Annotated in this window: 23 protein-coding genes; 13 read left to right on the top strand and 10 right to left on the bottom strand. The window is 67.9% G+C overall.

Annotation, left to right across the window (positions count from 1 at the left end; all coding sequences use genetic code 11):
* Nucleotides 1–73: 73 nt before the first annotated feature.
* The 3 genes from FHW85_RS00115 to FHW85_RS00105 all read right to left on the bottom strand — a co-directional run bounded on the left by FHW85_RS00115 (nt 74) and on the right by FHW85_RS00105 (nt 2,643).
* Nucleotides 74–1,045, bottom strand: a complete 972-nt coding sequence (locus FHW85_RS00115; RefSeq protein WP_168646911.1) for a LysR family transcriptional regulator — start codon at nt 1,043–1,045, stop codon at nt 74–76.
* Between the two features lie 52 nt (nt 1,046–1,097).
* Nucleotides 1,098–1,502, bottom strand: coding sequence for a hypothetical protein (locus tag FHW85_RS00110; protein ID WP_168646910.1), 405 nt, complete (start codon nt 1,500–1,502; stop codon nt 1,098–1,100).
* Nucleotides 1,503–1,725: 223 nt separating this feature from the next.
* Complete coding sequence (locus FHW85_RS00105) at nt 1,726–2,643, bottom strand: hypothetical protein (protein ID WP_168646909.1); 918 nt, start codon at nt 2,641–2,643, stop codon at nt 1,726–1,728.
* Nucleotides 2,644–2,750: 107 nt separating this feature from the next.
* Between FHW85_RS00105 and FHW85_RS00100 the strand changes: the two genes are divergently transcribed.
* The 6 genes from FHW85_RS00100 (at nt 2,751) to FHW85_RS00075 (ending at nt 10,022) form a co-directional block, all read left to right on the top strand.
* On the top strand, nt 2,751–3,632 hold the full coding sequence (locus FHW85_RS00100) for an alpha/beta fold hydrolase (RefSeq protein ID WP_168646908.1): 882 nt from the start codon (nt 2,751–2,753) through the stop codon (nt 3,630–3,632).
* Between the two features lie 102 nt (nt 3,633–3,734).
* On the top strand, nt 3,735–4,823 hold the full coding sequence (locus FHW85_RS00095) for an alginate lyase family protein (protein WP_168646907.1): 1,089 nt from the start codon (nt 3,735–3,737) through the stop codon (nt 4,821–4,823).
* A gap of 115 nt (nt 4,824–4,938) precedes the next feature.
* Nucleotides 4,939–5,874, top strand: coding sequence for a peptidylprolyl isomerase (locus FHW85_RS00090; RefSeq protein ID WP_168646906.1), 936 nt, complete (start codon nt 4,939–4,941; stop codon nt 5,872–5,874).
* A 229-nt stretch (nt 5,875–6,103) separates the two neighbouring features.
* Nucleotides 6,104–8,245 carry an AsmA family protein gene (locus FHW85_RS00085; RefSeq protein ID WP_168646905.1) on the top strand — a complete coding sequence of 714 codons (2,142 nt, stop codon included), beginning with the start codon at nt 6,104–6,106 and terminating at the stop codon, nt 8,243–8,245.
* Nucleotides 8,246–8,348: 103 nt separating this feature from the next.
* Complete coding sequence (locus FHW85_RS00080) at nt 8,349–9,056, top strand: PadR family transcriptional regulator (RefSeq protein ID WP_243867970.1); 708 nt, start codon at nt 8,349–8,351, stop codon at nt 9,054–9,056.
* 174 nt (nt 9,057–9,230) lie between these two features.
* Nucleotides 9,231–10,022 carry a siderophore-interacting protein gene (locus FHW85_RS00075; protein ID WP_168646904.1) on the top strand — a complete coding sequence of 264 codons (792 nt, stop codon included), beginning with the start codon at nt 9,231–9,233 and terminating at the stop codon, nt 10,020–10,022.
* Between the two features lie 117 nt (nt 10,023–10,139).
* On the opposite strand, the gene FHW85_RS00070 is transcribed toward FHW85_RS00075, so the two are convergent.
* On the bottom strand, nt 10,140–11,045 hold the full coding sequence (locus FHW85_RS00070; protein WP_168646903.1) for a LysR family transcriptional regulator: 906 nt from the start codon (nt 11,043–11,045) through the stop codon (nt 10,140–10,142).
* A gap of 113 nt (nt 11,046–11,158) precedes the next feature.
* Between FHW85_RS00070 and FHW85_RS00065 the strand changes: the two genes are divergently transcribed.
* Nucleotides 11,159–12,037, top strand: coding sequence for an MBL fold metallo-hydrolase (locus tag FHW85_RS00065; protein WP_168646902.1), 879 nt, complete (start codon nt 11,159–11,161; stop codon nt 12,035–12,037).
* Between the two features lie 64 nt (nt 12,038–12,101).
* Nucleotides 12,102–12,740 (top strand): NAD(P)-dependent oxidoreductase, encoded by a 639-nt coding sequence (locus FHW85_RS00060; protein WP_168646901.1) that lies wholly within the window; start codon nt 12,102–12,104, stop codon nt 12,738–12,740.
* A gap of 104 nt (nt 12,741–12,844) precedes the next feature.
* Here the strand turns inward: FHW85_RS00060 and FHW85_RS00055 are convergent, their stop codons facing one another.
* The 4 genes from FHW85_RS00055 to FHW85_RS00040 all read right to left on the bottom strand — a co-directional run bounded on the left by FHW85_RS00055 (nt 12,845) and on the right by FHW85_RS00040 (nt 16,529).
* On the bottom strand, nt 12,845–13,396 hold the full coding sequence (locus tag FHW85_RS00055; RefSeq protein WP_168646900.1) for a cytochrome c: 552 nt from the start codon (nt 13,394–13,396) through the stop codon (nt 12,845–12,847).
* A 13-nt stretch (nt 13,397–13,409) separates the two neighbouring features.
* Nucleotides 13,410–14,342: a copper resistance protein B gene (locus FHW85_RS00050; protein WP_168646899.1), complete on the bottom strand. Its 933-nt coding sequence runs from the start codon at nt 14,340–14,342 to the stop codon at nt 13,410–13,412.
* Nucleotides 14,339–16,072 carry a copper resistance system multicopper oxidase gene (locus FHW85_RS00045; protein WP_168646898.1) on the bottom strand — a complete coding sequence of 578 codons (1,734 nt, stop codon included), beginning with the start codon at nt 16,070–16,072 and terminating at the stop codon, nt 14,339–14,341. The genes FHW85_RS00050 and FHW85_RS00045 overlap by 4 nt, the downstream gene beginning before the upstream one ends.
* Nucleotides 16,073–16,151: 79 nt before the next feature.
* Nucleotides 16,152–16,529, bottom strand: a complete 378-nt coding sequence (locus tag FHW85_RS00040; protein ID WP_168646897.1) for a hypothetical protein — start codon at nt 16,527–16,529, stop codon at nt 16,152–16,154.
* Nucleotides 16,530–16,687: 158 nt separating this feature from the next.
* Between FHW85_RS00040 and rlmJ the strand changes: the two genes are divergently transcribed.
* From rlmJ to FHW85_RS00025, 3 genes are all read left to right on the top strand, one after another.
* Entirely contained in the window at nt 16,688–17,563 is an 876-nt protein-coding gene (rlmJ, locus tag FHW85_RS00035) for a 23S rRNA (adenine(2030)-N(6))-methyltransferase RlmJ (RefSeq protein ID WP_168646896.1), read from the top strand.
* A gap of 140 nt (nt 17,564–17,703) precedes the next feature.
* On the top strand, nt 17,704–18,216 hold the full coding sequence (locus tag FHW85_RS00030) for a Slp family lipoprotein (RefSeq protein WP_167253844.1): 513 nt from the start codon (nt 17,704–17,706) through the stop codon (nt 18,214–18,216).
* A gap of 41 nt (nt 18,217–18,257) precedes the next feature.
* Nucleotides 18,258–19,166, top strand: a complete 909-nt coding sequence (locus FHW85_RS00025) for a cation diffusion facilitator family transporter (RefSeq protein WP_167253842.1) — start codon at nt 18,258–18,260, stop codon at nt 19,164–19,166.
* A 10-nt stretch (nt 19,167–19,176) separates the two neighbouring features.
* On the opposite strand, the gene FHW85_RS00020 is transcribed toward FHW85_RS00025, so the two are convergent.
* Together FHW85_RS00020 and FHW85_RS00015 are read right to left on the bottom strand one after the other, a co-directional pair.
* Nucleotides 19,177–19,566 carry a VOC family protein gene (locus tag FHW85_RS00020; RefSeq protein ID WP_168646895.1) on the bottom strand — a complete coding sequence of 130 codons (390 nt, stop codon included), beginning with the start codon at nt 19,564–19,566 and terminating at the stop codon, nt 19,177–19,179.
* A gap of 16 nt (nt 19,567–19,582) precedes the next feature.
* Nucleotides 19,583–19,969, bottom strand: a complete 387-nt coding sequence (locus tag FHW85_RS00015) for an MmcQ/YjbR family DNA-binding protein (RefSeq protein WP_168646894.1) — start codon at nt 19,967–19,969, stop codon at nt 19,583–19,585.
* Between the two features lie 182 nt (nt 19,970–20,151).
* Here FHW85_RS00015 and FHW85_RS00010 point away from each other — a divergent pair, with 182 nt between their 5' ends.
* Nucleotides 20,152–20,766, top strand: coding sequence for a GNAT family N-acetyltransferase (locus tag FHW85_RS00010; protein WP_168646893.1), 615 nt, complete (start codon nt 20,152–20,154; stop codon nt 20,764–20,766).
* 144 nt (nt 20,767–20,910) lie between these two features.
* Nucleotides 20,911–24,369 (top strand): transcription-repair coupling factor, encoded by a 3,459-nt coding sequence (gene mfd, locus FHW85_RS00005; protein WP_168646892.1) that lies wholly within the window; start codon nt 20,911–20,913, stop codon nt 24,367–24,369.
* The last annotated feature ends 160 nt before the right edge of the window (nt 24,370–24,529 follow it).

The following is a 24,529-nucleotide window of genomic DNA, read 5'->3' as shown; positions in this document are numbered from 1 at the left end:
CGGCTTATCGCCGATCGGGCTGCCTGCCCGATGCCTCCAATCTAGGCGCACACCTGAAACCAGCGAATCCCCGTCACCCGGCAGACATTCTTCCGCGCCGCGGTGGAATCGGCGCATCCGGCGCCATCTCCACTTCCTTGGCGAAGCTGGCGAAACGCGCGCGCAGGCGCGGCAGCGCGAAGTCGGCGAAGGCGCGCACTTTCGGCACGGCCAGGCGGCCGTACGGCGAAACCAGATGCACCGGTATCGGCGCCGGCTCCGCATCCGCCAGCACGATGCGCAGCCCTCCCGCCCTGATCTGCGGCGCCACGTGATAGGAAAGCAGGCGCGTCACGCCATGGCCTTCGACCGCCGAATCGATCGCGGCGCGCACGTTGTTCACCACCAGGCGCGGCGTAAACGCCACGGCGCGCGGCACCGACGAACCCTCCTGCGGCGGGAAGCTCCACGACTCCGGCCCCATATGCGTCATCGCGATCAGCTGATGCTTGCCGAGGTCCGCCGGTTCCACGATGCGCGGATGCTTCGCCAGATAACGCGGCGACGCCACCACCACCCGCCGCACCTCGCCGATGCGATGCGCGACCAGGGTGGAATCCGGCAGATGCGTGATGCGCAGCGCCAGGTCCATGCCTTCCTCGACCAGATTCACCGGCCGCTCCAGCAGATGCAGCCGCACGCTGACCGTGGGGAATTCGTCCATGTACGCATCGACGATAGGCCGGAGGATTTCCACGCCGGCGAATACGGTGGCCGAAATGGTCAGCGTGCCGCGCGGCACCGAACGCTCGCCTGCGGCGTTGCGGTCGGCTTCTTCGAGATCGGCCAGCACCTTGCGACAGGCCATGGCGTAGCGCTCGCCCGCCTCGCTCAGTTTCAGCGAACGCGTGGTGCGATGAAGCAGCGGCACGCCGACGTGCGCTTCGAGAAACGCAATGGCGCGGCTCACCGCCGCCGCCGAACGCCCCGTCTTGCGACTGGCCCCGGCGAGGCTGCCTTCGTCGAGCGCGGCGACGAAGACTTTCATGGCGTCGATGCGGTCCATGGAGATTGCCTCGCTACGTAGCGGCCTGCGCCGGAATGACGAGTTGCCGGACTCACCGCTCAGCGGAAAGTTTGAGCAACAGAACGCTGATGTCCCGCTTCAGATCCACATCGTCCACCGAAGCGGCATGCGTATTGGCCTGTGAAGCGCAGCCCCACGCAGCCTCGGCCTGGCCACAGCCGACGTAGCGCCGGGCCAGCTCCAGCAGAATCGACGCCCGATAAGCGTCGGCCTGTTCGGCCTGACCCAGCGCATGCAGATAAAGCGGCACGGCGGCGAGGTCGTCGTGCGTGAAGTCGGCCAGTGTTTCCCATGGAAACGGATGGCGCACGCCTTGGGCTTCCTGTTCCTCGCAATAGGCGAGCAAGGCGTTATAGCTGCGCCAATAGATAGCCGCCTGCCCGGCTTCGCTCGCCTCGAACATCGACCAGGCCAGCGAGGAGACGGTTTCGTACATCAGTGACGGGATGTCCATCCTGGCTCCCCGGACTCACCGGCACCCGGCCGGCGCCTGGCGTATGAGCTGCGGAAAGGCCCGATGCCTCGAACCGTCCACCACCGTCACTTCGGCGCGAATGCCCATGGGGACTCCTTTCTCAAGCTGCGTTTCCGTATACGTGGCGCGATTAGAACATGGGCTGTACATGCGATTGTGACCATGCCTTCACGCGTCTCCGGCCTCAGGGTTTCCGCTTCGCCGGCCGTCCGTCGAAACCGGTCAGGCAGCAGATCAGCTTGCGCTCCGTCACCACGAAGATGGCGTCGTCGCCCTTCTCCTGCTGTCCGACGAAGAACAGCAGGCTGCGGTCCTTGCTGCCGGCCTTCTTCAGGTCCCTGGCTTCGTTGCTGGCGGTTTCCACTTCGCGCAGCAGGGCATTGCGCTGGCGCTGGGTCCAGTCGCCCCACAGCACTTTTACCTGGTACGGACGGCCGGGCTTGCCGTCGTGCCATTCCTTTACGTCCATCTCGATCAGCGCGTGGGCGTCGGTGACTTCGGGTGCGCGCCAACCGATGGGGCCGTGAAAAAGATGGGGGATCGGATAGCGGATCAGATGCTCCTGCCTGGTGCGCAGGCGCCAGATCACTTCGTCGTAGGTGGTGCCGTACAGATCGAGAAAGTGCAGCTCGCGATGGCGGTCGTTGGGGAAGTTGAGATAGGCGCGGCAGATATCGCGAAAGCTCGTGGTGACGCGCGGTCGCTGGCGTGCGCCATGCTCCGGCGGCGCGGCGGGTGCACGGCGCGCCTTGCCCTCGCCTTCGACGGCGCCCGCGCCTGGCGCGCCTTCGGCCGGCGCCGTTTCCACCGGCAGGCGAAAACCCGCGGGCATATAGCCGGGAAAACTGCCGTCGTCCTCGCTCAGCGATTCCGTGCGGGCACGCTTGAGCAGGTCGGCCTCGCCATTGCTCGGGCACCACGGCGGGCATTTCGGCTTGGCGGCGAAATGGGCGCGGCGCAGGTTTTCCGGGCGATACGAAGTGGGATAGACCTTGGAGCCGCAGTCGGGGCAGGCGAAACCATCCGGGTCGACCGGCTCCATCGACCACAGGTCCTCGGCATCGACGTCCTGGCCGGTATAGATGTTGGTGGCGCGAAACATGGTCCTTCACCCTGGCTGGTCCTGGCGCAAGCCTAGTGCATATCGCTGCGTCGGCAATGCCCGCTCGTTTACCATGGGCCGGACCGGCGAAGGCGAAAGGAGCTCGCATGAATGCTATCCCCACCCACTCTGGCCAGACGCTCACCCTGGTGGCGCAGGACGGTTATCGGCTTGGCGCCGTGTTCTATCGCGCCCATGGCAACGAGACGGCACGCATCGTGGTGGGCAGCGCCACCGGCGTGCCGCAGGGTTTTTATCGCCGCTTCGCCGAATTCGCCAATGCGCGCGGCTATTCCGTCCTCACCATGGATTACCGCGGCGTCGGTGCTTCGCGCCCGGCCAGGCTGAAAGGCTTCGAGATGAGCTTTCTCGACTGGGCCACGCTGGACCTTGCCGCGGCGGTGGATCACTTCGCCGCCGATGCGACGCCGCTGTATCTCGTCGGCCACTCCTTCGGCGGCCACGCGCTGGGCCTGCTGCCCAATCACGAGCGCCTTGCCGGCGCTTATCTGTTCGGCGTCGGCGCCGGCTGGCACGGCTGGATGCCGCAGCCGGAGCGCACGCGCATCTGGCTGGCGTGGAACGTACTGCTGCCGGTACTGACCCGGCTGATGGGCTATATGCCCTGGAAATCGCTGGGCGCGGGCGAAGACCTGCCGATCGGCGTGTATCGCGACTGGCGCCGCTGGTGCGGCTTTCCGCATTACTTCTTCGACGATCCGGCGATGGCGCATATCGCCGACGTCTATGCCCGCGTACGCACGCCGATCGTCGCCGCCAATGCGCTGGACGATCTGTGGGCGCTGCCGCGCTCGCGCGATGCCTTCGTCGGCGGTTATCGCCAGGCGCCGCTGGAACGGCGCGACGTCGATGCGAAGAAGGAAGGCTTCGGGTCGCTGGGCCATATGGGCTATTTCCGCCAGCACGCGCAGCCGCTGTGGGAGGAAGCGCTGGCCTGGTTCGGCACGCGCGCGGCCCGTACGGCGTAGCCCTCGGCATAACCCGGACCGCGGCTGACCGCAGGAACTTGCCTCACCTCCGGCAAGCGCCCGGCGCGGCACACTGGCGCAAAAGGAAGGCCAGGAGCCGTCATGCCACGTGGATCCATTGCGCTGTCGCTCGCCATCGCTGCGTTGTTCACCGCCACCGCCACCGCGCAGATGCGCGGAACCATGACGCCACCGCGCGCCATCACCCTGTGCCAACCCAAGGCACCGGGCGCGGGAGAGCAGAATGCATCCGCCAAACAAGTCCTCGCTGCCGCGGAAAAACATCTGGACGACCAGCCCCACGCGCTCGCCCATGTGCACACCGAAGGCACGCTTCCCCATCAAGGCATTCGCGACCAGAGCATCGAAGCCGAACGCGACTGGCCGCTGATGCGGCAGGCGGCGCTGGCCTGGCGCTTGAGCGCCGATGCGCGCTATCTGCATCAGGTCGACGCCTATCTCGCGGCCTGGTCGAACACGTATCAGCCGGATTTCAATCCGATCGACGAAACCAATCTCGACGGCCTGATCGACGCCTACGTGCTGACTTCCGCCGCCCTGCCCGCATCGACGCGCGACGGCACCCGCGCCCTGCTGCGCAAGCTGGGCGATGGCTATATCGCACGCATCCACGCGTTTCCCACGGAACACAAGCCCGGCACCGCGACCAACAACTGGCAAAGCCACCGCATCAAGCTGGTGACGCTCGCCGCCGCCGCGCTCGGCGACCAGGCCATGCTGAAAACCGCGCACGAACTGTTCGAGCGCCAGGTCGCCGACAACATCAAGCCGGACGGCGAAGTGATCGATTTTGCCGAACGCGATGCCTTGCATTACGTGGTGTACGACCTGCAACCGCTGGTTGCCGCAGCACTCGCCGCCAAACCCTTCGGCGACGACTGGCTGCGCTACGCCACGCCGCAGGGCGCCTCGCTGGCGAAGGCGCTGGACTGGCTGCGCCCTTATGCAGAGGGCAGCAGGACGCACCAGGAGTTCGTGCACACCCGGGTGAAGTTCGACCGCGACCGCGAGCAGGCCGGCGAGAAGGGCTACAGCGGCCCGTGGGATCCGAAGACCGCGGCCCCGCTGTACTGGCTGGCCGCGCAACTGGACGACGGCTACCTGCCGGTGGCGCAGCGGCTGTCCCCCGCCCCGCCCGACTGGATCGGCGCCTGCTCCTACGGCCAATGACCCCGGATCAATGACCCCGGGTCAATGACCTGCGCCAATGACCCGGGGGCCCGCGTCGCCGGCCGCGCACTCTGCTACCTTCCGGCGGGTTTCCACCACACCGCCAAGGTCTGCCATGTCCCGACCCGTTCCGCGCCTGCTCGGCCTTTCCCTGCTCTGCGCCCTGGCTCTGCCGGCCCTGGCCGACACGCCTCCGGCGACCAAGTCGGCGACGCCGAAGGAGCTGCTGCAGCAATCCAAGCCCGCCGAATGGCGCAAGCCCGACCCGAACAACCTGCTGGAGATGCGCCTGCCGCAGGGCAAGGTGCTGATCGAGCTGGCGCCGGATTTCACGCCGCTGCATGCCGACAACATCCGCACCCTGGTGCACGAACATTATTTCGACGGCCTGGCGATCATCCGCGTGCAGGACAACTTCGTCGCGCAGTGGGGCGATCCGGAAGACGACGACAAGGGCGACAAGAGCAAGCTGCGTTCGCTGGGCAAGGCCAAGAAGACCGTGCCTTCCGAATACACCCGCCCGATCGACGCCAAGCTGCCATGGACCGCGCTGCCGGACGGCGACGTGTATGCACCGGAAGTGGGCTTCAGCGAAGGCTTCCCCGCCGCGCGCGACAAGGCCAGCGGACAGGAATGGCTGACGCATTGCTACGGCGCGGTGGGCGTGGCGCGCGACGTCGGCCCCGACACCGGCAGCGGCAGCTCGCTGTACGCGATCATCGGCCAGGCCCCGCGCGGATTAGACCGCAATCTCGCCGTAGCGGGCCGCGTGATCCAGGGCATGGAGTTTCTCTCGGCCTTTCCGCGCGGAACCGGTCCGCTGGGTTTCTACGAGAAGCCGGAGCAGCGCACCACCATCGAGTCGGTGAAGCTCGCTGCCGACATGCCGGCGAAGGAGCGTCCGAATATCGAAGTGCTGCGCACCGACAGCGCCACCTTCGCCGCGCTGATCGAAGCCAAGCGCAACCGCCGCGACGATTTCTATCGCAACCCGGCGGGCAAGATCGACCTGTGCAGCATCAATATCCCGGTGCGCGAAGCGAAGCCCTGAGCACTGCCTCAGCACCTGGCGTAGGTTGGGGTGAGCCGCAGGCGAACCCCAACATCGTCGCCCCGTTGGGGTTCGCCCGCGGCTCACCCCAACCTGCGCCAGGCGTGCGCGTGCAGGATCAGCCCGCTGCGCGCAGCGTGAACGGGTTCTGAGCGCAGGACCCCGCACATACACAATTTTTTCGCGCATGCGGTTATCTGTCGCGATGGAAGTGGCGCGGGAGGAAGGCATGAAGCGAAGCCGCAAGCTGTGGATCTGGTCGTTAGCCGCACTGCCGGTGGCCTTGCTGGCGCTGGCGGTGCTGATCATCGCCACCTACGACTGGAATCGCCTCAAGCCCACCATCAACGACAAGGTGAGCCAGGCGGTGGGCCGGCCCTTCGTCATCCAGGGCGACCTCAGCGTGGCATGGCGCCGCGAGCCCGGCGAAAGCGGCCTGGGCGGCTGGATTCCGTGGCCGGAACTGATCGCGCGCGATATCCGCATCGCCAACCCCGAGTGGGCGAAGCAGCCGCAGTTCGCGCAATTGGACGCAGTGCGCGTGCGCGTGTCGCCGTTGCCGCTGCTGGCGCATCGCATCGTCATTCCCAGCGTGCAGCTGGAACATCCGGTGGTCGATCTCGAACGGCAGGCGCCGGACCAGGCCAACTGGGACTTCGCCTTCGGCAAGAGCGATGAACCTTCGTCGTGGAAGATGGATCTGCGCGCGATCGGCTTCGACCGCGGGCAGATCGGCTACGACGATGCGGTGAGCAAGGTGAAACTGCAGGTGGACGTGCAACCGCTGCAGCAGGCGATTCCGTTCGCCCAGATCATGCAGCAGCAGTCCGACGATGCGCGCGACCAGGCCGCACGCACGGCCGGCGGCGCTGCGCGCAAGGCGCTGGCGGCGAGCAAAGAGAAGGACGAGGACAAAGTCGACGCCAAGGCTTCGCGCACGGCCTATCTGTTCGCCTGGCAGGCCACCGGCAGCTACCAGGGCGCGCCGCTCAAGGGCAATGGCAAGACCGGCGGCGTGATCGCGCTGCAGGACACCGACCGTCCGTTCCCGCTGCAGGCCGACGTGCATATCGGCGACAGCCATATCGCCCTGGTCGGCACCTTGACCGACCCGCTGCACCTGGGCGCGCTCGATGTGAAGCTGTGGTTCTCCGGCACCAGCATGGCCAAGCTCTACACCATCACCGGCGTTACGCTGCCGGATACGCCGCCCTATGCCACCGAAGGCCATCTCGTCGCGCAGCTCGCGCGCGGCGGCAGCCATTTCAGCTATCGCAACTTCCGCGGCCGCGTCGGCGGCAGCGACCTCGCCGGCAATCTGGATTTCGTCACCGGCGGTGCGCGGCCCAAGCTCAGCGGCACGCTGCGCTCGCAGCTGCTGCAGTTCTCCGATCTGGCCCCGCTGATCGGTGCCGACTCCAATGCCGAGAAGCAGCGCCGCGGCGACGCCACGCCGCAACCGGCGGACAAGGCGCTGCCGGTGGAACCGTTCCGCACCGAGCGCTGGAAAGCCATGGATGCCGACGTGCACTTCACCGGCGCGCGCATCGTGCGCGGCGCGGACCTGCCGATCGATTCGCTGCAGACCCACGTGGTGCTGGACAACGGCGTGCTGCTGCTGGACCCGCTGGATTTCGGCGTGGCCGGCGGCCGCGTCGGCAGCACCGTCCGCCTGGACGGGAGCCAGGCGCCGATGCGCGGCGCGATCGACCTGCGCCTGCGCGGACTGAAACTGAAGCAGTTGTTCCCCACCTTCCAGGCGATGAATGCCAGCTTCGGCGAGATCAACGGCGACGCCAGCCTCAAGGCGCAGGGCAATTCGGTGGCCGCCCTGCTCGGCAGCGCGGACGGTGAACTGAAGCTGCTGATGAACGACGGCGCGATCAGCAAGAACCTGCTCGAAACCGCCGGCCTCAACGTCGGCAATATCGTCATCGGCAAGCTGTTCGGCGACAAGGTAGTGAAGATCAACTGCGCCGCCACAGACTTCGCCGCCGACAACGGCGTGTTCAATACGCGGCTGTTCGTGTTCGACACCGAGGACGCGCTGATCAATGTCGACGGCAAGGTCAACTTCGCCACCGAGCAGCTGGACCTGGACGTGAAGCCGCACAGCAAGGGCCTGCGCGTATTCACCCTGCGCTCGCCGCTGTACGTGCGCGGCACCTTGAAGAACCCCGACGTGGGCGTGCACACCGGCCCGCTGCTGCTGCGCGGCGGCGGCGCCGTGGCGCTGGGCGTGCTCGCCGCGCCGGCCGCGGCCCTGCTGCCGCTGGTGGTGGCCAGCCAGGGCGGCCAGCCGAATACCTGCCAGCGGGTGCTGCAGCAGATGCGTTCGGGCAAGACGCCTTCGAACCAGCCGCATCAATAACTTATGGGTTAAACGATATATCGTCCCGGGACGACGGGACACTTGCACTCGATATTCTTTCGATATATCGTCAGCGCCAACTTACGATATATCGGAACTCATCATGCGCAGCCCCCGCCACTTCTTCCACGCCCTTCGCCAGTACCACCACCTGCATCACCACTACATGCGCGAACGCTTCCATCCCTTCCAGGCCGACGACATGGACTGGGAAGGCGGCGAGCGCCACGAACGCTACGAGCACCACTTCGGCCGCGGCCACCACTTCGGCGACCGCATGGGCGGCGACTTCTTCGCCGAATGGGCCGGCCTGCGCGGCGGCGGCCGCCGCGGCGGCGGTGGCCGCATGTTCGGCCACGGCGACCTGAAGCTGCTGCTGCTGGCGCTGATCGAGCAGCAGCCGCGCCACGGCTACGAACTGATCCGCCTGATCGAAGAGATGTTCCACGGCCACTATTCGCCCAGCCCCGGCGCGATCTACCCCACCCTGACCATGCTCGAGGAACTGGGCCATGCCCAGGTCGAGAACGAACAGGGCGGCCGCAAGCTGTATGCGATTACCGATGCCGGCCGCGCCTTCCTCGACGAGAACCGCTCGGCGGTGCAGGCGGTGATGAGCCGCACCGAGGAAAGCGCGCGCATGGCGGCGCGCATGTCGCTGCCGATGTCGATCCGCAATGCGATGCACGCGCTCAAGCATGCGCTGCTGATGCGCGGCGCCTCCGACTGGAGCAAGGCGGAGACGCAGCGTGTCGCCTCGATCCTGGAAAAGGCCGCCGCCGATATCGCCGCGGGTTCGCGCCGCGAGTGATCCGCGCCATGGCATGTAGCCGGGCCGCGCGCTGCCGCGGCCCGGCTTGAAATACCCGTCGCCGCGGCCCACATCCGCATCGCGACTTTCCCTCCGGCGCCACGCCCCTCGGCCAGCCACCCGGTTTCCGCCCCGCCATGCGCGGTGGCGTTCCCCTTTCGTTCCGAGGTTTTCATGAGCAGACACGAATCCCGCAGGGTGATGCATGAAGTGCGCATGCGCCGGCTCGCAGTACGGCGCGTGGAGCGGCTGACGCCGCACATGCAGCGCATCGTGCTGGGCGGCGCCGAGCTGGAAGGTTTTTTCAGCGGCGCGCCGGACGATCACGTCAAATTGTTCTTCCCCAACGATGCCGGCGAACTGGTGTTCCCCAAGCGCGGGCCGAACGGCCTCGAGTATCCACCCGGCGCCGATCCTTCGCCGATGCGCGATTACACGCCGCGCCACCACGACACCCTGCATGGCGAGCTGACCGTGGATTTCGTGCTGCATGGCGACGGCCCCGCCTCGACCTGGGCGGATGCGGCCAAGGTCGGCGATGTCATCGGTGCGGGCGGCCCGCGCGGTTCCTTCGTGGTGGCCGACGATTTCGACCACTACGTGCTGGTGGCGGACGAGACCGGCCTGCCGGCGATCGGCCGCTGGCTGGAGGAAATGCCGGCGTCGGCGTCGGCCACCGTGCTGGTGGAAGTGCCCGATGAGTCCGATCGCCAGGTGCTGTTTACCGATGCGCAATGCGACGTGAGATGGTTCGAGCGCGACGGCGTGGATGCCGCGGTCAGCACGCTGCTGGAGGACGCGCTGCGCGGCGTGTCGCCAAAGGGCGATGCGTTCTATTGGATCGCGGCCGAATCGCGGCGCGCGCGCAACATGCGCTTGATGCTTGCGGAGCGTGGCGTGCCGAAGGAATGGGTGCGTGCGACCGGCTACTGGAAAGCCGACGGCACGGACGACGAGGACGAATGACCCGCCACCGGCGTAGGTTGGGGTGAGCCATGGGCGAACCCCAACATCGTCAACTTCAAGCGTTGCGTATTGTTGGGGTTCGCCCATGGCTCACCCCAACCTACTTCACCGCCAACGTCATCGAGTGAGCGGCGGCGCCATTTCGCCCTGCAGATGGTCGATGAAAGCGCGCACCTTGGCCGGCGCCTTGCGCCCCGGATACACCGCGTGCACGCCGCCTTCCGGCAGGCGGTACTGCGCCAGCAGCGCGACCAGGCGCCCGGCGCGGATGTCCTCTTCCACCAGGTAATCCGGCAGCACCGCGATGCCCGTGCCCGCCAGCACCAGGCCGCGCACCGCGGCGGCGCTGTTGGCCTGCGCGGCCTGCCGCAGGCGGAGGGTGCGGCGCGCACCGCCCGGGCCGGTGAACTGCCAGCGCAGCGGCACCGGCAGCGCGGACATTGCGATCGCTCCATGCGCGGCCAGATCGTCCAGCCGCCGCGGCGTGCCATGTTCGGCCAGATACGCCGGAGCGCCCACCAGCAGCTGGCGGAAGCTGCCCAGCCGCGTGGCGCGCAAGGTGGAATCGCGCAGCCAGCCGCCGCGGATGGCCAGGTCGAAGCGTTCGGCGATGACGTCGGTGATGTGGTCGCTCAGCACCAGGTCCACCTGCACCGCCGGATAGCGCCGCATGAAGCTGGCCAGCCGCGGCACCACCACCGCGATGCCATAGTCGAGCGAGGCGGTAAGCCGCAAGGTGCCGCGCGGTGCGTCGCGGCTTTCGCCGGCGCGTTCGATCGCCGCTTCCGCATCGGCCAGGATGCGCACGCAATCGGCGTGGAAAGTGGCGCCCGCCTCGGTCAGCGACATGCGCCGCGTGCTGCGCACCAGCAGGGTCACGCCCAGCTCCTGCTCCAGCCGCGCCAGGTGCTGGCTGACCATCGCCTTGGTCATGCCCAGTTCCTCCGCGGCGCGGGTGAAGGAACCGGCGCGCACCAGCGCCGCGAACACCGCCAGCCGGTTGAGATTGACCTCGTGCGCCATGCGCGCCTCCGCTCACTGTCAATCCAGACTTTACAGTGAATTATCCGTTGATACGTATATCCGTATCAATGATCGGCGCATGCTTCGCCCCGTTCCCATCGCGAGACACTCCCATGCGCAAGCTACGCACTGCCCTGCTGTTGTCCCTCGCCCTGGCCGGCGCGGCCCAGGCCAAGGATGCCGCCCGGCCCCTGAAGCTGGACGTCTACAACCCCGGCGACAAAGGCATCTTTCCGGTCGCTTCAGTGCTGGTCGAAGGCGAGCGCGATGCCGTGCTGGTCGACGCGCAGTTCGCCAAGGGCGATGCGCAGAAGCTGGTGGAGAAGATCAAGGCCTCGGGCCGGCACCTGACCACCATCTACATCAGCCACGGCGATCCGGATTACTACTTCGGCCTGGACGTGCTGCACGCCGCCTTCCCCGATGCGAAGATCGTCGCCAGCAAACCCACCGTGGAGCATATCCAGGCCTCGTCGAAGGCGAAGCTCGCGTACTGGGGGCCGATCCTCAAGCAGGATGCGCCCGCCGCGCTGGTGGTGCCGGACGTGCTCGAAGGCAGCCGCCTGACGCTCGAAGGGCGCGCGCTGGACGTCGTCGGCCTCGACGGCCCGACGCCGGAGCGCAGCTTCGTCTGGATTCCCTCGCTGAAGGCGGTGGTCGGCGGCGTGGTGGTGTTCAGCAACCTGCATGTATGGATGGCCGATACGCAGACGCCGGCATCGCATGCGCAGTGGCTCGCCACGCTCGACCGCATCGAACAGCTCAAGCCGGCGAAGGTAATCCCGGGCCACTACCAGGAAGGCACGCCGTTCGACCTGAGCCAGGTGCGCTACACCCGCGGCTACATCCAGGCCTATGACGCCGAAGCCGCCAAGGCCAAGGACGCCGCCGCGCTCGTGGCCGCGATGGAAAAGCGCTACCCCAAGGCCGGCGAGAAAGCATCGCTGGAACTGAGCGCGAAAGTCAGCAAGGGCGAGAAGCAGTGGCCGTAAGCCGCAGCATGTCGTCCGCAACCTCCCCCTTTCTTTATCGACTGTCCCTCACCGGAGCTCGCTTATGAAAATCGCACTGTTCGGCGCCACCGGCCATATCGGCCAGGGCATCCTCGACGAAGCGCTCGCGCGCGGTTACGACGTGGTCGCGGTCGTCCGCGATGCTGCGCGCCTGCCGCAGAAGAATGCCAAGCTCACCGTGGTCACCGGCGACGCAGCCAGGCCGGAAAGCTGGAGCGACGCCGTGCGCGGCGCCGATGCCGCGGTGGCCAGCCTGTCGGCACGCCGCGATGGCGATCCGGAGCTGGTGCCCGCCAACGCCCGCGTGCTGATCGGAAACCTGCCCAAGGCCGGCGTGCAGCGCCTGTTCTGGGTGGGTGGCGCGGGCACGCTGGAAGTGGCGCCGGGCAAGCGGGTGATCGACGACGCGCATTTCCCGGCGGCGTGGAAGCCGGAAGCGGAGGCGCAGGGGAAGGCGCTGGAAGTGTTTCGCGCCAGCCAGGGCATTACGTGGACGTACCTGAGTCCTGCTGCGTTGATCGAGCCGGGCGAGCGCACCGGCAAGTATCGCGTGGGTGGCGAGCAACTGCTGGTGGATGCCCAGGGCAACAGCCGGATTTCGATCGCCGATTACGCGGCCGGGTTGCTGGATCGCGTGGAGAAGCGGGATGCGGAGAACAAGCGCATCACGCTCGCCTACTGATCGACTCGCCTTCACTCGGGCGTAGGTTGGGGTGAGCGGCCAGCGAACCCCAGCGTGGCGATACGTTGGGGTTCGCCTTCGGCTCACCCCAACCTACGCGATGTTCAATGATCGTCGTCATGCTCGTCGTCGTGATGATGATGCCCACCACCATGCCCATCGTCCCCCGCCGATCCCGCCATCGCCTCGAACGCCGCCTCGTCCTGCTTCGGCAGCACCTGCAGGAACGCCACCATATCCCAGATCGCCGCATCGTCATGGCTGCGGCCCCAGGCCGGCATCGCGCTCATCTTCACGCCATGCTTGATCGTCCAGAACGCCTCCGCCGGATCGTGCACGCCATGCCTCGCCAAGTCCGGCGGCTGCGGATACAGGCCCTTGCGCAACTCGGTATCGCGCATGCCGGGCGTCAGATGGCAGGAGCTGCACATCTCGGCGTAATGCATCGCGCCGCGGCGGATGCGCGCTGGATCGTCCAGCGCGGGCACGGCGATACCGGCGGCCTGCTTCTCGATCGAACGATCGCGCAGCACCTCCACCGCACGTTCGGTCACGGCCCAATGGGGCTGGTCGGCGCCGATCGGATAGACGCCGGAATACACGAAGGCCGCCGCGGCAACCGTCGCCAATACAAGAAACAACAGCAAAGCTTTCATCGCAGGATCCTCCTCAGAACCAGAGCCGCACGCCGGCCAGCCAGGTCGTCTCGCGACGCGGCAGGCCGGTGGGCAGACCATTGGGTTGGCCAAAACGCCGCGTGTGGTTCACGCCGATATACGGCGCGAAGCGGCGGCTGAATTCGTAGCGCAGGCGCAGGCCCGCTTCGGCTTCGGACAGGCCGGCGCGGATGCCGCGTTGCGGGTCGTCCTTGCCGTAGAAGTTCACTTCCAGCTCCGGCGCCAGGATCAGCCGCTGGGTGAAGCGCAGGTCGTAGCTGCTCTGCAGGCGCAAGGCGGTGCGTCCCCGCGTACCGGCGTAGAACGTCGCCTGCGTTTCGAACCAGTACGGCGCCAGGCCTTGCACGCCCGCGGCCACCCATTGGCGGTCCGGGCCATGGCCGAAGTCGTGGCGCACGCCGAGCTGCCAGTCCCAGAACGTGCTGAACGCGTGGCCCCACAGCACTTCGGCGCGCGCATCCTGGGTGCCTTCCGCGCTGCGCTCGCCTTCCGTGCGCAACCATACGCGGTTGGTGTCGCTGCCCCACCAGCCTTCGGCTTCCCATGCGGTGGCGTAGTCGCCGCCGACGCCGCGCGTGCGTTCGAGGCGATCGAACAGCCACATGCCGCGCCTGGCGAGGTCGTCCATCTGCATCATGTCCACCATGTGCTCCGGTGGCATCGGCGCGGGCTGGTGTTGCGGAGGCGGCGGCGGAACGTGGCCGTTCGGCGGCAGCGCGGCAGGCATCGGCATGGTGTGGCCGGCATGCTCATCTTGCGGATCCATCTGCACGTCCGGCATGTCGTCCATCGCCTGCGGCTGCGCTGGAGCCGTGGCAGGCATCGATGGATGGTGATGTTCGTGCCCTTGCATGGCGTCCTGCGCGGCCGCGGCAAACGGCAACAGCAAGAGCAGCGCGGCAAGTGCATGGCGCTTCGTCCTCATGCCACCACCACCTCGCGGAACATGCCCGCCTCCATGTGGTAGAGCAGATGGCAGTGGTAGGCCCAGCGGCCCAGCGCATCCGCGTTGACGCGGTAGCTGAGCTGCTGCGCCGGCTGCACCACCACAGTGTGCTTGCGCACCTGGAAATCGCCATGCTCGTTTTCCAGCTCGCTCCACATGCCGTGCAGATGGATCGGGTGGGTCATCATGGTGTCGTTGACCAGGGTGATGCGCACGCGCTCGCCATGCTTCAGGCGCAGCGGTTCGGCGTTGGAGAAACGCGTGCCGTCGAACGACCACAGGTAGCGTTCCATATTGCCGGTCAGGCGCAGGGTGAGTTCGCGGTCCACCTCGGGCGAGATCGGCGCATCCACCGCATGCAGGTCGGCATAGCTGAGCGCGCGGCGGCCGGTATTGCGCAGGCCCACGCCGGGGTCGTCGAGATTGCGGCGCGGCTGCGGCACACGCATGTCTACTTCCACGCCGGTCTTCAGCGCGGGCATGGCCGCCATGCCGTGGCTGCCGTGATCCATGCCGCTCATATCGCCCATGTCGTGGCCCATGCCCTCATGACCCATGCCCACGTGACCCATGGAACCCATCATGTCGCCCATGCTCAGCAGCGGGCGCGGATCCAGCGGCGGCACCTCCGCCGCCATGCCCGCACGCGGCGCCAGCGTGGCGCGGGCGTAGCCGCTGCGGTCCATGCTCTGCGCGAAGATGGTCCAGGCGCGGTCGGCGGACGGCTCCACGATCACGTCGTAGGTCTCGGCCGTGCCGATACGGAATTCGTCCACCGTCACCGGCTCCACCGGCTGGCCGTCGGCGGCGACCACGGTCATCTTCAAACCAGGAATGCGCACGTCGAAGAAGGTCATCGACGAGCCGTTGATAAAGCGCAGCCGCACCTTCTCGCCCGCCGCGAACAGGCCGGTCCAGTTGCCGGCCGGCGCGCGGCCATTGATCAGATAGGTGTAGGCCATGGCGGAGACGTCGGCGAGGTCGGTGGTGTCCATGCGCATCTGCTGCCACATGCGCCGTTCCGCCAGCGCGCCGCTCAAACCCTGCCGGCGCACGTCGCCGGCGAAATCGCCCACCGTGCGCTTGCCCAGGTTGTAGTAGTCGCTCTGCTTCTTGAGGTTGGCGTAGATGCGCTCGGGGTCGGTATCGGTCCACTCGCTCAGCAGGATGGTGTAGTCGCGCTGCGCGGCATGCCGTTCGCCGTCGCGCGGCTCGATCACGATCGGGCCGTACAAGCCGATCTGTTCCTGGAAACGCGAATGGCTGTGATACCAGTAGGTGCCGGCCTGGTTCACGCTAAAGCGGTAGAGGTATTCGCCGCCCGGCGGAATGCCGTCGAAGCTGATGCCGGGCACGCCGTCCATGTCCGCCGGCAGCACGATGCCATGCCAGTGGATGGAACTGGTCACCGGCAGGCGGTTGCGCACGCGCAAGGTGACGGTGTCGCCCTGGCGCCAGCGCAGCAGCGGTGCGGGCAACTGTCCGTTGACCACGGTGGCGATGCGCCGCCGCCCGGTGAAATCGACCGGCAGCTCGCCGATCTCCAGTTCGAAATGCGTGCCGCTGAGTTCGGCGCGCGGCGCTTGGGCGATCTGCGCCAACACATCGCCGCGCCACAGGCCGAGGCCGGCGGCCACGCCGCCCAGGGCCAGGCCTTGTACGAAACGCCGTCGCGGCAGCTGGAAGCCGCGCGGATCTTGCTTGTTCATGCTGAAACTCCGTCATGCTCGTGCCTGCCGCGCAGGCATGGATAAAGAGCGGCCGTAGCGGCCGCGCCATGCACGACAGTCAGGCCGACGGGGGTCTCAAGGGAGGTTTGGCGGGCTGTTGCGGCGCGGCTTCGCTGCCGCGCGGCAGGCCCAGACGTTCGGGCGAAGGATGCGCGGCGGCGACGATGGCGACGCCGTCCAGCCTGGCCGGCGCGTGCGCGCAGGTGCAATCCGGCGCCGCGTGGCCATGCGTATGCGGCGGTTGCGGCTGCGCGTCGTGCATGCCATGCATGCCGGCATGGCCGTCCATCTGCATCGCCTTGGCCGGCGCCGGCCGCATGTCGTCGCAGCAGCCGCCCGCGGCCCAGGCCATGCCCGCCAGCAGCAGCCACGCGCACAGCGCCAGCGCGAACAGGGCGCGGGAACGGCGTAGCGATTGCAGGAGGCGATGGAACATGAGCCGGAGGATGCCAGCGGGCACCAGGGGGAACAACTCTGGAGTTGGCTTCAAGCGGCTTCACCGCATGGCGTAGGTTGGGGTGAGCCCCAGGCGAACCCCAACATGGCGGCAACGTTGGGGTTCGCCTGGGGCTCACCCCAACCTACAATGGCGGAATGAACTATCGCCACGCCTACCACGCCGGCAATTTCGCCGATGTCCTCAAGCACACCGTGCTGTTCGCCCTGATCGAGGCGATGAAGGCCAAGCCCACGCCGTTCTGCCTGATCGACACGCATGCGGGCAGCGGCTGCTATGCGCTCGACAGCGCCGAAGCGGGCAAGACCGGCGAATACAAGGACGGCATCGCCCGCCTGCTGTTCCCCGACCTGCACCAGAGCACTCCTTCCGGCCCGCTGCCGCCGCTGCTGCGCCACTGGCTGGACTCGGTGCTGGCGCTGCCCGGCAACAAGGACGGGCTGCGCCTGTATCCGGGTTCGCCGCTGCAGGCCGCCAATGCCCTGCGCGAGATCGACAGCGCGCAGCTGTGCGAACTTCAGCCGGACGAAGCCACGCGCCTGCGCGAGCTGTTCCATCACGACCGCCGCGTGCACGTGCACGAGCGCAACGGCTACGAAGCCTTGAAAGGCCTGCTGCCGCCGAAGGAAAAGCGCGGCCTGGTACTGATCGATCCGCCGTACGAGGCGCAGGAAGCCGAGTACCGCACCATCGAGCAGGCGCTGAAAGCCGCGCTGCTGCGCTGGCCGACCGGCGTGTATGCGGTGTGGTATCCGATCAAGCTGCGCAGCCAGGTGCAGCCGTTCCTGCGCTGGGTGCAGCACAGCGGCGTGCGCCGCGCGCTGCGCGCGGAACTGCTGCTGCGTCCGGACGACTCGCCGCTGCGCCTCAACGGCTCGGGCATGATCATCCTCAATGCGCCGTGGAAGTTCGACGAGGTGCTGCGCGAACCGCTGCGCGCGATGAGCCGGCTGCTGTCGCAGGAGCGCCCGGCCAACTGGAAGCTGGACTGGCTGATCCAGGAAGCCGACTGAGCCGCTATCGCCCCCGGCCGCCCCGCGGCTAAGCTTGGCGCCGCGTCCGCGCACGCGCGCGGACACTCGACCTGGCGCGCCCTCGCGCCGACACTCGACCCGCGCCGTCCCACCGTCCCACCTCACGCAGGAGACCGACCATGCGCATGCCGAACGCCTATCTCGTCCTTCGCCTGGCGGCCGCCGCCGCCCTGCTCGGCCTGAGCGCCTGCGCGCCCGCGCCGATCTACAAGTCCACCGGCACCCTCGCCGCCGCGCCGTTCAACGTGGCCGAGGCGCCGGAGCGCTACAGCAATGCGCCGGTGATCTGGGGCGGCCGCGTGGTGGCGGTGCGCAACCTGCCGGACCGCAGCGAGATCGAAGTGCTGGCCTATCCGCTCGATGGCTCGCAGCGCCCGAAGGCGAACGACAGCGGCCTGGGCCGCTTTATCGCCACCATGCCCGGCTATGTGGAACCGATGGACTACCCGGCCGGCGCGCTGATGACCATCGACGGCCAGATCAGCGGCAGCCGCGCCGGCAAGGTCGGCGAGGCGCCCTACGTGTTCCCGCTGGTGAAGGTGAACCAGTCGCACGTGTGGACCGCCAGCGAGCTGAGCAGCGGCAAGAACAACGTGCATTTCGGCGTGGGCGTGGGCGTGGGCATCCGCTGACGCGCGTTTCATTCATTACTTAGGTTTCAGGGAAGAGTCCGATGTCGGGTCATGCGAATTCGTTGAAGGCGGTGCTGCTGGCGCTGGGCGCCAACTTCGCCATCTTTCTCAGCAAGCTCGCCGCCGCGGTGCTGACCGGCTCCGGCGCGATGCTGGCCGAGGCGATCCATTCGCTGGCCGACTGCGGCAACCAGGGCCTGCTCCTGCTGGGCATGCGCCAGGCCAAGCGCCCGCCCAGCGAGGACTATCCGCTGGGCTGGGGCCGCGCGCTGTATTTCTGGTCCTTCCTGGTGGCCATCCTGCTGTTCAGCGTGGGCGGCATGTTTTCCATCTACGAGGGCGTGCACAAGCTCGGTTCGCCCGAGCCGCTGCAGCGTCCGTGGCTGGCGGTGGGCGTGCTGGTGTTCGGCATCGTGATGGAAGGCATCTCGATGCGCGGCTGCATGCAGGAAGTGAACAAGGCGCGCGACGGCATGGGCCTGTGGCAGTGGTTCCGCGAGACCCGTTCGAGCGAGCTGCTGGTGATCTTCGGCGAAGACCTGGCCGCCCTGCTCGGCCTGGCGCTGGCGCTGCTGGCGATCCTCGCCACCATCCTCACCGGCAACCTGCTGTTCGATGCGGTCGGCACCATCGCCATCGGCGTGCTGCTGGTGGTGGTCGCCATCGCCGTGGCGGTGGAAGTGAAAGCCCTGCTGATCGGCCAGGGCGTGGAGCCGCGCCGCCGCCAGGAGCTGCTGGCGTTCCTGGCCGAGCGGCCGGAAGTGGCCGAGGTGCTGAACCTGATCACCCTGCAGCTGGGCCCGGACGTGATGGTCTCGGTGAAGGCGCGCATGGCGCCGGCGGCGGACAATCTCGCGCTGATCCACAACATCAATGCGGTGGAGCGCGCCATGAAGGCGCGCTTCCCGGACGTGGCGTGGAGCTTCTTCGAGCCGGACGTGGCGGACTGAGCGCAACGCCTTACTTGCGCTGCAGCAGATCCCACTTGTTGCCGTAGAGGTCCTGGAACACCACCACGGTGCCGTAGGCCTCTTCGCGCGGTTCCTCGCAGAAGGTGCAGCCGGCGGCTTTCATGCGTTCGTAGTCGCGCCAGAAATCGTCGGTATTGAGCAGCAGGAACACGCGGCCGCCGGCCTGGTGGCCGATCGAGGCGCGCTGTTCCTCATTGGAGGCGCGGGCCAGCAGCAGGCGCGTTTCGGTGGAGCCGCGCGGCGCCAGCACCACCCAGCGTTTTTCCTCGTCCAGGCGGGTGTCTTCGATCAGCTCGAAATTCATCACGCGGGTGTACCAGGCGATGGCCTGGTCGTAATCGGCCACGAGCAGCGCCAGGGCGCCGAGATGCTGTTTCATCGTTATTCCCGTCGATTCAGGCCGGCGGCAGGGGCGCCAGCTCTTTCTGCAGTTTCTTGGTGAGCTTGGCGCGCACCAGGGTGTAGGAGTCGCGCACCATCGCGTCCAGCTCGCCGGTGGCGAAGCGCTCCGGCTCCACCACGGCGACCCAGTGCGCGCGGGCCAGGTAGGGCGAGGGGACGATGCCCGGCTGGTCGGTCAGCTCCAGGAAGCGGTCGTCGGCCACCTTCAGCGCCAGGCGGTGGCCATGGGCCGCCTGCTCGGCGCGGGTGATGGCGAACATCTTGCCGCCCACGCTGAAGACCAGGTCCTCGCCCCACTTGATGTCGCGGGTCACCCCCGGCCAGGCCCCGCACAGGGCTTCCAGCTGAACCACCGTCATGCCCTTGCCGGCCTTGCCCATGCCCCGCTCCCTGTCGGCGCCATCTGGCCGATCGTCCGCGCATTGTGGCGACTCGGCCGGAGGCCGTCTTCCCGGAGGCGTGCCGGGCCGCAACATGAACGGACTCAAGCGCGACGTAAAGCCACGCCTGTAAACCAGTTTTGTTCATGTTGCGATGCACACAATACGGTAAAGTACGGAACATGGCTGCGAACTTCCTTACCGATATGTCCCCCGCCCGTCGTCCCCTGCCCCCGCCCAGCAACGAGCGCTTCGCCCGCCCCCGGCTGGCCGAGGTCAGCACCTCGCCCAAGGGTGAGCTGGTCCGCACCCGCGACGGCCGCGAGCTGCGCCTGCGCGCGATCGAGCCGGGCGACGTGGCAGCGCTGCAGCGCTGCTTCGGCCGGCTGTCGCCGGAGGACATCCGCCGCCGCTTCCTGCACGCCATGTCCGAGCTGCCGGCGCCGATGGCGCAGCGGCTGAGCCGGGTGGACCCGGCCGTCGAAAGCGCCTACGTGCTGATGGACGAGACCGTGCAGCCGGCGGAAATGCGCGGGGTGGGCCGCATCTATGTGGACGAGGCGGCCAACAGCGCGGAATTCTCGGTGCTGGTGGAGCGCGACTGGGCCCGCGTCGGCCTGGGCGCCCTGCTGATGCAGCGCCTGGTCGACGACTGCCGCCAGCGCGGCCTGGCCGAGCTCTGGGGCTACGTGCTGCTGGAGAACCGCCCGATGTTGCAGCTGTGCAAGGAACTGGGCTTCGTGCGCCGCCTGAGCCCGGAAGAACCCGGCACCACGCAGATCTCCCTGCGGCTCTGAGCCGCGGCACCGCGGTGGCGCATACACCGCGGCAAACTCCCATATGACTTCCGACCGCCCCGGCTCGCCGGGGCGGTCGCGTTACACTTGCCCGCTTTCACCGGCGCGGCCGTCCTGGCCGAACCCACGGAACGCCAGCGCGACATGCCCAGTCCCATTCTGCTCCCCGCCCTTCCCACCACGCCCAAGCACCGCCGCTACTGGACGCCGCCGCACGGCTCCTCGCGCGCCCTGCTGGTGGCCGAAGCCGCCCGTGCGCACGCCGGCCTGCTGGTGGCGGTGACGCGCGACACGCAGCGCGCGCACGCGCTGGAGGACGAACTGAAGCTGTTCGCCGGCGACCTGCCGGTGCTGCATTTCCCGGACTGGGAAACCCTGCCCTACGACATCTTCAGCCCGCATCCGGAGATCGTCTCCCAGCGCATCGCCACCCTCTACAGCCTGCCGTCGACCAGGCGCGGCGTGCTGGTGGTGCCGGTGGCCACGCTGATGCAGCGCATCGCGCCGCACAGCCACGTGACCGGCTCCGGCCTGGTGCTGAAGAAGGGCCAGAAGCTGGATCTCTCCGCCGAGCAGCGCCGGCTGGAAGCGGCCGGCTACCGCAACGTGCCGCAGGTGGCCGAGCCCGGCGACTTCGCCGTGCGCGGCGCGCTGATCGACATCTTCCCGATGGGCGCGGGCGAGCCGTACCGCATCGAGCTGTTCGACGACGAAGTGGAATCGATCCGCAGCTTCGATCCGGAAACCCAGCGCTCGCAGCAGCCGGTGGAAAAAGTGGAGCTGCTGCCGGCACGCGAATTCCCGCTCACCGAACAGGCCGCCAAGGATTTCCGCGGCAAGCTGCGCGAGCGCTTCCCGATCGACGTGCGCCGCTGCCCGCTGTACCAGGACATGAAGGAAGGCGTGACGCCCGGCGGCATCGAGTACTACCTGCCGCTGTTCTTCGAGCAGACCGCCACCTTGTTCGACTATCTCGGCGAGGGCGCCGTCTTCCTGCTGGGCGAGGAGGCGCTGGAATCGGCCGAACAGTTCTGGCAGCAGACCGGCGAGCGCTACGACCAGCGTGCGCACGACATCGAACGCCCGGTGCTGCCGCCGGCCGAACTCTACCTGCCGCCGGAACAACTGCGCGAACAGCTCAACCGCCGACTGCGCGTTGAAGTGGTGCCCAGCGGCCACGAACACGCCGCCGACATCGGCACCCAGCCGGCGCCGGAGCTGCCGCTCAACCGCAAGGGCGAGGAACCCGGCACCTCGCTGCGCCATTTCCTGGGCAGCTATCCGGGCCGCGTGCTGATCGCCGCCGATTCGGCCGGCCGCCGCGAGGCGCTGATCGAAACCCTTGCCGCGGCGGGGCTGAAGCCCGACAGCATCGACGGCTGGCCGCGCTTCCTGGCGGCGGACGGCGGCGGACCTAAATTCGCCATCGCCATCGCGGGCCTGGAGCAGGGCTTCGCGCTTAAATCGCCGGCGATCACCGTACTCACCGAGCGCGAGCTGTACGGCGAGCGCGTGCGCACCGAGCGCAAGCGCCGCCGCGGCGCGGCGCGCGATCCGGACGCGATCATCCGCGACCTCACCGAGCTGACCATCGGCGCGCCCATCGTGCACGTCGACCACGGCGTGGGCCGCTACCAGGGCCTGGTGTCGATGGAGCTGGGCGGCACCGAGGGCGAGTTCCTCACCATCGAGTACGCCAAGGGCGACAAGCTCTACGTGCCGGTGGCGCAGCTGGGCCTGGTCAGCCGCTACACCGGCACCGCGCCGGAACTGGCGCCGCTGCATTCGCTGGGCGGCGACGCCTGGGAACGCGCGCGCCGCAAGGCTGCGGAGAAGGTGCGCGACGTGGCCGCCGAGCTGCTGGCCATCTATGCGCAGCGCGAGGCGCGCGGCGGCGAATCGCTGCCGATCGACCGCCAGCTGGTGGAAGAATTCGGCGCCAGCTTCCCGTTCGAGGAAACCCCGGACCAGGCCCAGGCGATCGACGCCGTGCTCGGCGACCTCGCCGCGCCGCGCGCGATGGACCGCGTGATCTGCGGCGACGTCGGCTTCGGCAAGACGGAAGTCGCGCTGCGCGCCGCGTTCGCCGCCGCCACCGCCGGCAAGCAGGTGGCGGTGCTGGTGCCCACCACCCTGCTGGCGCAGCAGCACTTCCGCAACTTCGCCGACCGCTTCGCCGACTGGCCGGTGCGCGTGGACGTGCTGTCGCGCTTCAAGTCCACCAAGGAAGTGAACGACGCGCTGAAGCGCCTGGCCGAAGGCCAGATCGACGTGATCATCGGCACGCACAAGCTGCTGCAGCCGGATATCCGCTTCAAGAATCTGGGCCTGGTGATCGTCGACGAGGAGCAGCGCTTCGGCGTGCGCCAGAAGGAGCAGCTGAAGAAGCTGCGCGCCGAAGTCGACCTGCTGACCATGACCGCCACGCCGATCCCGCGCACCTTGAACATGGCGATGAGCGGCCTGCGCGACCTGTCCCTGATCGCCACGCCGCCGGCGCACCGCATGGCGGTGCGCACCTTCGTCAGCGCGTGGGATCCGGCCACGGTGCGCGAGGCGTTCCAGCGCGAGCTGGCGCGCGGCGGCCAGGTGTACTTCCTGCACAACGAGGTGGACAGCATCGAGCGCACCGCGCGCGAGCTGCAGGAGCTGATTCCGGAAGCGCGCATCGGCATCGCCCACGGCCAGATGGCCGAGCGCGAACTGGAACAGGTGATGGCGGACTTCCATCGCCAGCGCTTCAACGTGCTGGTGTGCACCACCATCATCGAGACCGGCATCGACATCCCCACCGCCAACACCATCATCATCGACCGCGCCGACCGCTTCGGCCTGGCCCAGCTGCACCAGCTGCGCGGCCGCGTGGGGCGTTCGCACCACCGCGCCTATGCCTATCTGGTCGTGCCGGACCGCAAGGCGATGACGGCGGACGCGGAGAAGCGCCTGGAAGCGCTGGCTTCGCTCGAAGAACTGGGCGCGGGCTTTACGCTGGCCACGCACGACCTGGAAATCCGCGGGGCGGGCGAGCTGCTCGGCGACGAGCAGTCGGGGCAGATCCAGGAGATCGGCTTCGGGCTGTACACGGAATTGCTGGAGCGCGCGGTGCGTGCGCTGAAGTCGGGCAAGGTGCCGGACTTCGACCTCAGCTCCGAGCACGAGACCGAGGTGGAACTGCATCTGCCGGCCTTGATCCCCGACGACTACCTGCCCGACGTGCACACCCGCCTGACGCTCTACAAGCGCATCGCCAGCGCGCGCCACGACGAGGCGCTGCGCGACCTGCAGGTGGAAATGATCGACCGCTTCGGCCTGCTGCCGGAGCAGGCCAAGACGCTGTTCGCCATCGCCGGCCTGAAGCTGATGGCGACGCCGCTGGGCATCCGCAAGCTGGACTTCGGGCCGAACGGCGGTCGCATTACTTTCCGCGAGAAGCCCGAGGTGGATCCGCTGGCGATCATCCGCCTGATCCAGGGCCAGCCGCGCGTGTACAAGCTGGATGGCCAGGACAAGCTGAAGGTGCTGCTGGAGTTGCCCGGGGCGGCGGAGCGCATCCGCACGGCGCAGGAGATTCTGGTGCAGTTGGGGGCGCGGAGGCCCGCTTGATGCTCGTCATTCCGGCGTAGGGCGGGGTTCAATTTCTGTCGCCTGGTTTTTTGCGTTACCGCGACCTGGCCGCTTATGCAGCGGGCATTTCGGACGCCTGCCGGCGCCCGAGTCACTTTCTCTTTGCTGGCTCAAAGAGAAAGTAACCAAAGAGAAATAG

This window comes from Dyella sp. SG609 (genome assembly GCF_012275375.1).
GTDB classification, from domain to species: Bacteria; Pseudomonadota; Gammaproteobacteria; order Xanthomonadales; family Rhodanobacteraceae; genus Dyella_D; species Dyella_D marensis.
The sequence above is the reverse complement of the archived record's forward strand: the minus strand, read 5'-3'. Positions and strand labels throughout refer to the sequence as shown.